Origin of the sequence: Rhodobium orientis, from assembly GCF_003258835.1 — a bacterium.
GTDB classification, from domain to species: Bacteria; Pseudomonadota; Alphaproteobacteria; order Rhizobiales; family Rhodobiaceae; genus Rhodobium; species Rhodobium orientis.
This window is the reverse complement of sequence record NZ_NPEV01000003.1, coordinates 155,736-162,673: the sequence shown is the minus strand read 5'-3', so window position 1 is coordinate 162,673 and position 6,938 is coordinate 155,736. Positions and strand designations below refer to the sequence as shown.

The window sequence follows — 6,938 nt, the reverse complement described above, 5'->3', positions numbered from 1 at the left end:
TCTCGGCTACCGAAACCAGGGCCGCAGACCCATCGAGACAATCAACTTATTCGTAAGCCAAGAAGCTTAAGTGGACAGCTTGTCGAACAGGCCCCAGGGAACATGCTTCAGGACGCCGTGAAAGACGCTATTGTGGTGCCGCATGGCATTGGTCTCCGCTTGGTGTCTCAAACGCCGCGAAACGTCTGAAACCAAGTAGAATCAATGTCATGCACCATGTCTACAAAATTAAACCGGACAGCAGTGGATGGAACCCTCTTCGGCCTTTTTACAGACCGCGCGTTCAACGGCGTCAAGAATTATTTTGCGGAAAGTCGAAATATAGGTTGTTCGCCGCTGATGCAGGCGGGATTAATTGGTTCCCAGCAATTGATCTTTCCCTTGATCAGCACCGGTTTGGACCGGACTTTTCCGGTTTGCGTCGCATCTTCGGCGACCTTCGTGACGCCGGAGAGAGCTGCGGGCTCCACCGTGTCGAGCGCATCATGCGGGAAAACGGCATCAAGCCCGTGCGCGGCTATAAAAAGCTCGGACTATTGTTGGCCGGCCCTCGATCATCGCTCCGAACCGGCTACAGCGCGCGTTTACCGTCGATGCGGCCAACAAGGTCTGGGTGACCGACATCACCTATATCCGGACCTGGCAGGGCTGGCTTTATCTGGCAGTCGTCGTCGATCTCTTTGCACGCAAGGTCGTCGGCTGGTCGATGAAACCCAGTCTCTCAAAAGAGCTGGCTCTGGATGCGCTGCTCATGGCTGTCTGGCGCAGAAAACCCGCCGGTCGTGTTGTCGTTCACTCTGATCAGGGCAGCCAATACGGCAGCGACGACTTCAAACGGTTTTGCCAAGCCCACGATCTGGAGCCGAGCATGAGCAGGCGCGCCAACTGCTGGGACAACGCCGTCGCAGAATCCTTCTTCAGCAGCCTGACGAAGGAGCGCATCCGAAAACGCATCTACAAAACGCGAGACCTCCCCCGAGCCGACATCTTCGATTATATCGAGGTCTTCTACAACCGAACCCGCCGCCACTCTCATCTTGGCGGCGTCAGTCCCGAGGCGTTCGAAAGCGCCGCAGCGTGAGGATGGGGATTGTCTGCCAATCCGGGGGCAGTCCATAACGCTATTGGCACCAAGCTGCGGATTTCTCTCATGAAAGGCTCATCGGCAGCTTACACCGCCTGAGCAGGCATCCCTGATATGCCGAGTCACATCGGTCCAAAGACGGTAGCACTTCATCACGTCTAATCGATGCTCGATGATCTTCCTATAGAGCCGATGTGGTTTCGTCGCATAAGAGGCGATATGGCGGCTTTAGGCAGTATCTTCTGCGGTGTAGTTGTTGACGCCGAGAGCGCGGGTGATATCTTCTGAGATTATGCTCTGCAATGCGACAATCATTTCATAGGCCTGTTTCGGGCCGGCGACGCGCTTTAAAATCGACTTTTGGAAAAGATTCATAAACATGAAGTAACCAGAGATATAGTGTCCATGGTGTAGGCCGACCTTGACGTGATAAGCATGCATATTTTTTAGCCGAAGATCGTAATTCTCATCCATTCGATAGAGAATCAGCCGGCGCCAATGCGACTTCTGCTTTTCTTTTAGCCGCTCTAAGTCCACACCGTTTAGTAAGTAACTTAGGTTTGATTTGTTGATCCGTGCATAGAATTTATCCATGATCATATCGACATCACGGGAGATGAAAAACCACAATCGATCGCGTACATCAGTCGTGATGTCGTCCGGATTGGCCCAAATATCGATATGTTCTCTACGCACTTTGTTCACTCCGGAAGCCATAGACAACTTCTGAATTGTCTGCCTCGATTCCTTCGCCTAGCACCCTCAGGCGCAACGGCGTCAACTGTCATTTCCCATATGAATGGCTGATCTGCCCAATTGAAGGTAGGGAATTCTGTTTTCAGGTCAATCGGGAGGCGGCATGTCGTAGCTACAGCGTCAAGCACAGCAGGAGGCATGCCATACCATGAGTGATCTTGGTTTTCCGTAAAATTTAACGGCTTGGTTAAGGTATATTGAGTTTGTTTGTAATGACGTCAGTTTCTCGTTACTCGCCAGCCCGTTTGTGTGTCTGGGTGTCCAGCGCTCCAGCGCGGAATGGGGACGCTCGTTAGTGTACAAGACGGCGCATCCGCACTCCTCACTCGGCTACAGACCACCCGCGCCGCAACTCGTTCAACGGCCGATGCCATTCAACGAACCGGTGTCGCCGGCCAAGCCGACCATGGCGCCAAGGCCGACCTTGCACTAAGATTGACCCCGGACCACCCGATGGGGGCAGGCCACGGCACTGTCGAGATCCACAACAACAGGCTGTGGAGCGCGCCATCCGGCTGATCACTCTCGGCCGCAAAAAGCCGCAAGAACTGGCTGTACACCGGTCCAGGCGATGGCGTTTGGCAAGCCGCCAGCATCCTGTGGTTGATCAAAGCTGCAATGCTAAGCAGACACGATCCAAATGCTTAGCTGTGCGGCGACCTTGCTTGCATACTCGACGATCCGGTCAACCGTTTCGATGAATTGTTCCCATGGAAGATGGCGGAACGCATCGTCAAATGACCTTCGCAGGTCGGTTGGCGAATTTCAGAGCAGGGTCTTTTTTGGTGACTTCTGTGAGCCAGTTCCACCGCTCATACTTGTCCCCGGTCTGGCGCAGATGCGTATAACGCTTGAGGGACGTCCAGGACCGGTGGCCGGAATTGGACGCGACCTGCGGAATGTTCAAGCCCAATTCAAACAGTCGAGAAACCCCGTCATGCCGCAGGTCGTGAAAATGAAGGTCTTCGATCGCCAGAAGCTTGCAGGCGCGCGTAAAGGACGCGCCAATCGCATCCGTTGTATAAGGGAATATCTGATCGGCAACTTTGGGCGTCGCCTCAATGATCGACAGTGCTTCCTCCTGCAAGTCGCACCAAAAATCGTTGCCAATCTTCTGCCCTGGACTCTTCATGTCACGCACAAGGACGCGCTTGCCTTCCTTGTCGAGGTCTTTCCAGGTGATCCGGATAATCTCCTCCTGCCGGCGGGTTGAGAAGATAGCGAAGGCGATAATCCGATGCATAGGAATTGAAGAGGGTCTGATGGTCGACCGATCCTTGAAATGCTTCATGAGTTGATCGAGTTCGTCGAGGGTTGGGCGACGGTTTCGTTCCCGGCTTTTTGTTGTCAGTCCGAGCTTGCTGGCGACGATCCAAGCGTCTTGCATGGCCTGTCGGTCAAGAGGATAGTTCCAGGCAGGGCGCGCTATGGCGAACACGGCAGCAAGATGGGAAAGATAATTGGAGACGGTCTGCGGCTGAACCCCTGTCTCGAGCTTCTCGCGTGCAAACGCGATTATGTCGGCGCTGGTGATGGAGGCGCATGCTTTGTCGGCGATGTCGAAGTCCTTGATGCTTTTTAGCACCTGCGTTTTCGTGCGGCCGATCTTCTTGTTGCTTTCGCGAATGTACCGATCTATCGCGTCCGAGAGTTTGGGTGCCCGATTGTCGTTCGCCTTGGTTTGCAGTTCGGATTCTAAGGCTCCGGGTTGCCCAAGGTGCTTTTCCCGTTGGCTGAGCCAGGCAGAAGCTGTTGATCGGCGCTCGAACGTTTTGTTCTCGCGCAGGACGATGGTGCCTTTGCGCTTAACAACGATCTGTGCGAGCCATGCCACAGATCCGTCCTTGCGTGAGCGTTTAATGATTGTGCCCATATCGGTACAACACTCTCCCAAATGGTACAACATTTGTTGTACCCTTCGGCAAAACGGTACGAAAAGAGACGAAATGTGGCAAGCGATAAAGTGCTCGAAAAGGCATAAGTAGTGGAAAAAGAAAGCATATCGCAGCTTAGCGCAGCTCGGCGTTTCGCCGTCGCGCCGATGATGGATTGGACGGATCGGCACTGCCGGTTTTTCCATCGGCTGCTGACGCGCCGGGCGTTGCTTTATACCGAGATGGTGACGACAGGGGCAGTCATCCATGGCGACCGTGAGCGGCTGCTTGGTTTTGACGCCGCCGAGCACCCCGTCGCCCTGCAGCTCGGTGGCTCGGAGCCGGCCGAGCTTGCCGCGGCCGCGCGCATTGCCGAGGACTTTGGCTATGACGAGGTCAACCTCAATGTCGGCTGCCCGTCCGACCGGGTGCAGTCCGGCCGCTTCGGCGCCTGCCTGATGGCCGAGCCGGCACTCGTCGGCGAGGGCGTCGCGGCGATGAAGGCGGCGGTCAAAATCCCCGTCACCGTCAAATGCCGCATCGGCATCGACGACCAGGACACCGAAATGGCCCTCGATGCGCTCGCCGATGCGGTCGTCGGTGCCGGCACCCACGCGCTCTGGGTCCATGCCCGAAAGGCCTGGTTGGAAGGGCTGAGCCCGAAGGAAAACCGCGATGTGCCGCCCCTCGACTACGACCGGGTGTACCGCCTGAAGGCGCGGCTGCCGGGCACTTTCGTCGGCATCAATGGCGGCATCGCCACGCTGGACGAGGCGAGCGCGCACCTTTCCCACGTCGACGGCGCCATGCTCGGCCGCGCCGCCTACAAATCCCCGGGCCTGCTCGCCGCCGTCGACCGGGTGATCTACGGCGAGACCGGACCGGATGCGGACCCGCTCGCTGTTGTCGACGCCCTCATCCCCTATATCGAGGCGGAGCTGTCCCGCGGCGCGCACCTGTCGCACATCACCCGCCACATCCTCGGCCTTTTCCAGGGCGTTCCGGGCGCCCGCGCCTGGCGCCGTATTCTGACGGTGGAGTCGGTGAAACCCGGTGCGACGGCTGAGGTCCTGCGCGAAGCGCTCGCCGCGGTTGCGGCCCGGCCGCTGGACTCGGCCGACGATTTGCGCGAGACAGGGCCAGCCGCCGCGCGCCTTTCTGTCGCAACGCAGGGCTGACCACGCGTTTTCCCGGGATACAGGAACCGACCATGGAACTGACCGCACCGATCGGCGAAATCGTCATGCTCGCCGCCGCGCTGGCGACCGCCGGCGCCGTTGCCGGAGTGCTTGCCGGCCTTTTCGGCATCGGCGGCGGCGCCATCCTGGTGCCGGTGCTCTACCAGTTCCTGGCCTTCCTCGGTGTCGACGAGGCGGTGCGCATGCACCTGTCGGTCGGCACCTCCCTCGGCATCATCATCCCGACCTCGATCCGCTCGTTCATGGCCCACAAGGCGCGCGGTGCCGTCGATATGGAGCTGTTGAAGACCTGGGCGATCCCGGTGCCGGCCGGCGTCGTCATTGGCTCGCTGATTGCCGCCTATGTCTCGGCCGACGGGCTGAAGCTGATCTTTGCCGTCATCGCCACCGTCGTCGCCGCCAAGATGCTGTTCGACCGCGGCGGCCTGCGCCTCGGCGACGACATTCCCGGCAATCCGGTCCGCGCCATCATCGGCGGCTTCATCGGCCTTGTCTCAACGCTGATGGGGATCGGCGGCGGCGTCATGAACAACACCTTCATGACGCTCTACGGCCGGCCGATCCACCAGGCCGTCGCCACCTCCGCCGGCACCGGCACGCTGATCTCCGTTCCCGGCATGATCGGCTTCATGTGGGCCGGCTGGGGCGCTCCCGGCCTGCCGCCCTTTTCGATCGGCTACGTCAATCTGCTGGCGATGCTGCTGGTGGTGCCGATCACGGTACTGGTGGCCCCGTTCGGCGTCAGCCTCGCGCACCGGCTGTCGCGCCGCGGCCTGCAGCTCTTTTTCGGCATCTTCTTGCTGATTGTCGCCGTCCGCTTCGTCCTCAGCCTGTTCCTCTGAGGGGCGAAGCCCCCTTTTTACGGGCATTGACGACCTTCGTTGCAGGAACATTCGGAGGATATGGCGGGCAGGGCCGTTCCAGACGTTAAGGCCGCGTTCAATGCCCGCTGCAAACCACTAAGGCCTGAGGATCAGCCGGTCGCCGCGGATCTCCGACGACGAGGCGGCGTTGAGGAAGTCCATGCCGAGAAGGCTGGTCTGCAGCGCGCCCGGCGCGGCGACGAAGGCCTCGGCGTTGCTGAGCCCGATGCGCGAGCCGACCGAGATCCTGTCGAGGCGGACCGGCGCCACCAGCGCCCGCCCGTTGGCGGTGGAAACCGGGATCGAATAGTGCAGGTTGTCGACGTCGATGCCGGCGCGCTCGGCATCGCGCTGGGTCAGCACGATGGAACTGGCGCCGGTGTCGACGAGGAAGGAAAGGCTCGCTCCGTCGACATCGGCATCGACATGGAAATGGCCGTCGTTGGCCCGCATGACGGAGACGGCGCCGGAGCCGTCCGACGTCTCCACCACCATGCCGGGGATGAGCGCGGCCATCGTGCGCCGGCCGATCATCTCCAGGTCGTAGCGGAACGCGTAGAGCCCGACGAGGACCAGCGCCAGCCCACCCCAGACGACGATGGCCTTCAACACCTCGCCCATCTTCGGCCGAGAGGCGAGCATGGAGCCGCCGAGGACGACGAGAAGGGCGACGAGCGCGGCAATCCGAGGACCCTCGAAATCGAGGATATCTTCCGGCTGCGGCGGCCAGATCAGTTGCGCGCCAACGATCAGCGTGATGCCGAGGGCGGCAAGCAGCGCCCAGACGAGCGGCCGCTTCATTGCGTCCCTCCGCGCGTGTCGGCCGCGGACGTGGGGATCTCGCGGTTTTCCAGCGCTTCCAGGACGGTGCGCTTTTCCTTGTCGGAATAGGACGACCAGCGGGCGATCTCCTCGATCGTCCGGCCGCAGCCTTCGCAAAAGCCGCTGGCCGCGTCGATCCGGCAGATGTTCATGCAAGGGGAGGGGACGGCCATGGCTGCGGTCGCGTGCTCGTGATTGTGGGGCAGGGCTCTTTTCAGATAAGGGGACGGGGAGAAAAGGCAACCGTTACCGCCGGCATCGGGGGTGCGGCGGCCGTGCGTCAATACGCCGGCGCTGCCTGCAGCTTTCTTGGACGTGCCGCCGGTGCGCCTGTTGCCGA

General features: G+C 60.0%; 6 protein-coding genes and 1 pseudogene. 3 read left to right on the top strand and 4 right to left on the bottom strand.

Going from position 1 to position 6,938, the window contains the following annotated elements; translation table 11 throughout:
- Positions 1-413 precede the first annotated feature (413 nt).
- Positions 414-1,081 (top strand): annotated as a pseudogene (locus tag CH339_RS03015) (IS3 family transposase); the annotation flags it as partial.
- 231 nt (positions 1,082-1,312) lie between these two features.
- Here CH339_RS03015 and CH339_RS03010 read toward each other — a convergent pair.
- Complete coding sequence (locus CH339_RS03010; protein WP_111432792.1) at positions 1,313-1,801, bottom strand: protoglobin domain-containing protein; 489 nt, start codon at positions 1,799-1,801, stop codon at positions 1,313-1,315.
- 772 nt (positions 1,802-2,573) lie between these two features.
- Complete coding sequence (locus CH339_RS03005) at positions 2,574-3,713, bottom strand: tyrosine-type recombinase/integrase (protein WP_111432791.1); 1,140 nt, start codon at positions 3,711-3,713, stop codon at positions 2,574-2,576.
- Positions 3,714-3,881: 168 nt separating this feature from the next.
- On the opposite strand from CH339_RS03005, the gene dusA reads away from it, so the two are divergent.
- Both dusA and CH339_RS02995 read left to right on the top strand, forming a co-directional pair.
- The gene (dusA, locus tag CH339_RS03000; RefSeq protein ID WP_111432790.1) at positions 3,882-4,892 is read left to right on the top strand and encodes a tRNA dihydrouridine(20/20a) synthase DusA; all 1,011 of its coding nucleotides are present in this window, start codon (positions 3,882-3,884) and stop codon (positions 4,890-4,892) included.
- A gap of 32 nt (positions 4,893-4,924) precedes the next feature.
- Positions 4,925-5,755, top strand: coding sequence for a sulfite exporter TauE/SafE family protein (locus CH339_RS02995; protein WP_111432789.1), 831 nt, complete (start codon positions 4,925-4,927; stop codon positions 5,753-5,755).
- Between the two features lie 117 nt (positions 5,756-5,872).
- Here the strand turns inward: CH339_RS02995 and CH339_RS02990 are convergent, their stop codons facing one another.
- Positions 5,873-6,577, bottom strand: coding sequence for a retropepsin-like aspartic protease family protein (locus CH339_RS02990; RefSeq protein WP_111432788.1), 705 nt, complete (start codon positions 6,575-6,577; stop codon positions 5,873-5,875).
- Entirely contained in the window at positions 6,574-6,771 is a 198-nt protein-coding gene (locus CH339_RS02985; protein ID WP_111432787.1) for a DUF1289 domain-containing protein, read from the bottom strand. Before CH339_RS02985 ends, CH339_RS02990 begins: the two co-directional genes overlap by 4 nt.
- Positions 6,772-6,938 lie beyond the last annotated feature (167 nt).

Bases quoted from the DNA above. Each gene is read 5' to 3' on its own strand.
- dusA (WP_111432790.1), top strand. From the start codon at position 3,882: ATGATGGATTGGACGGATCGGCACTGCCGGTTTTTCCATCGGCTGCTG.
- CH339_RS03010 (WP_111432792.1), bottom strand. From the start codon at position 1,801: ATGGCTTCCGGAGTGAACAAAGTGCGTAGAGAACATATCGATATTTGG.
- CH339_RS02990 (WP_111432788.1), bottom strand. From the start codon at position 6,577: ATGAAGCGGCCGCTCGTCTGGGCGCTGCTTGCCGCCCTCGGCATCACG.
- CH339_RS02995 (WP_111432789.1), top strand. From the start codon at position 4,925: ATGGAACTGACCGCACCGATCGGCGAAATCGTCATGCTCGCCGCCGCG.
- CH339_RS02985 (WP_111432787.1), bottom strand. From the start codon at position 6,771: ATGGCCGTCCCCTCCCCTTGCATGAACATCTGCCGGATCGACGCGGCC.
- CH339_RS03005 (WP_111432791.1), bottom strand. From the start codon at position 3,713: ATGGGCACAATCATTAAACGCTCACGCAAGGACGGATCTGTGGCATGG.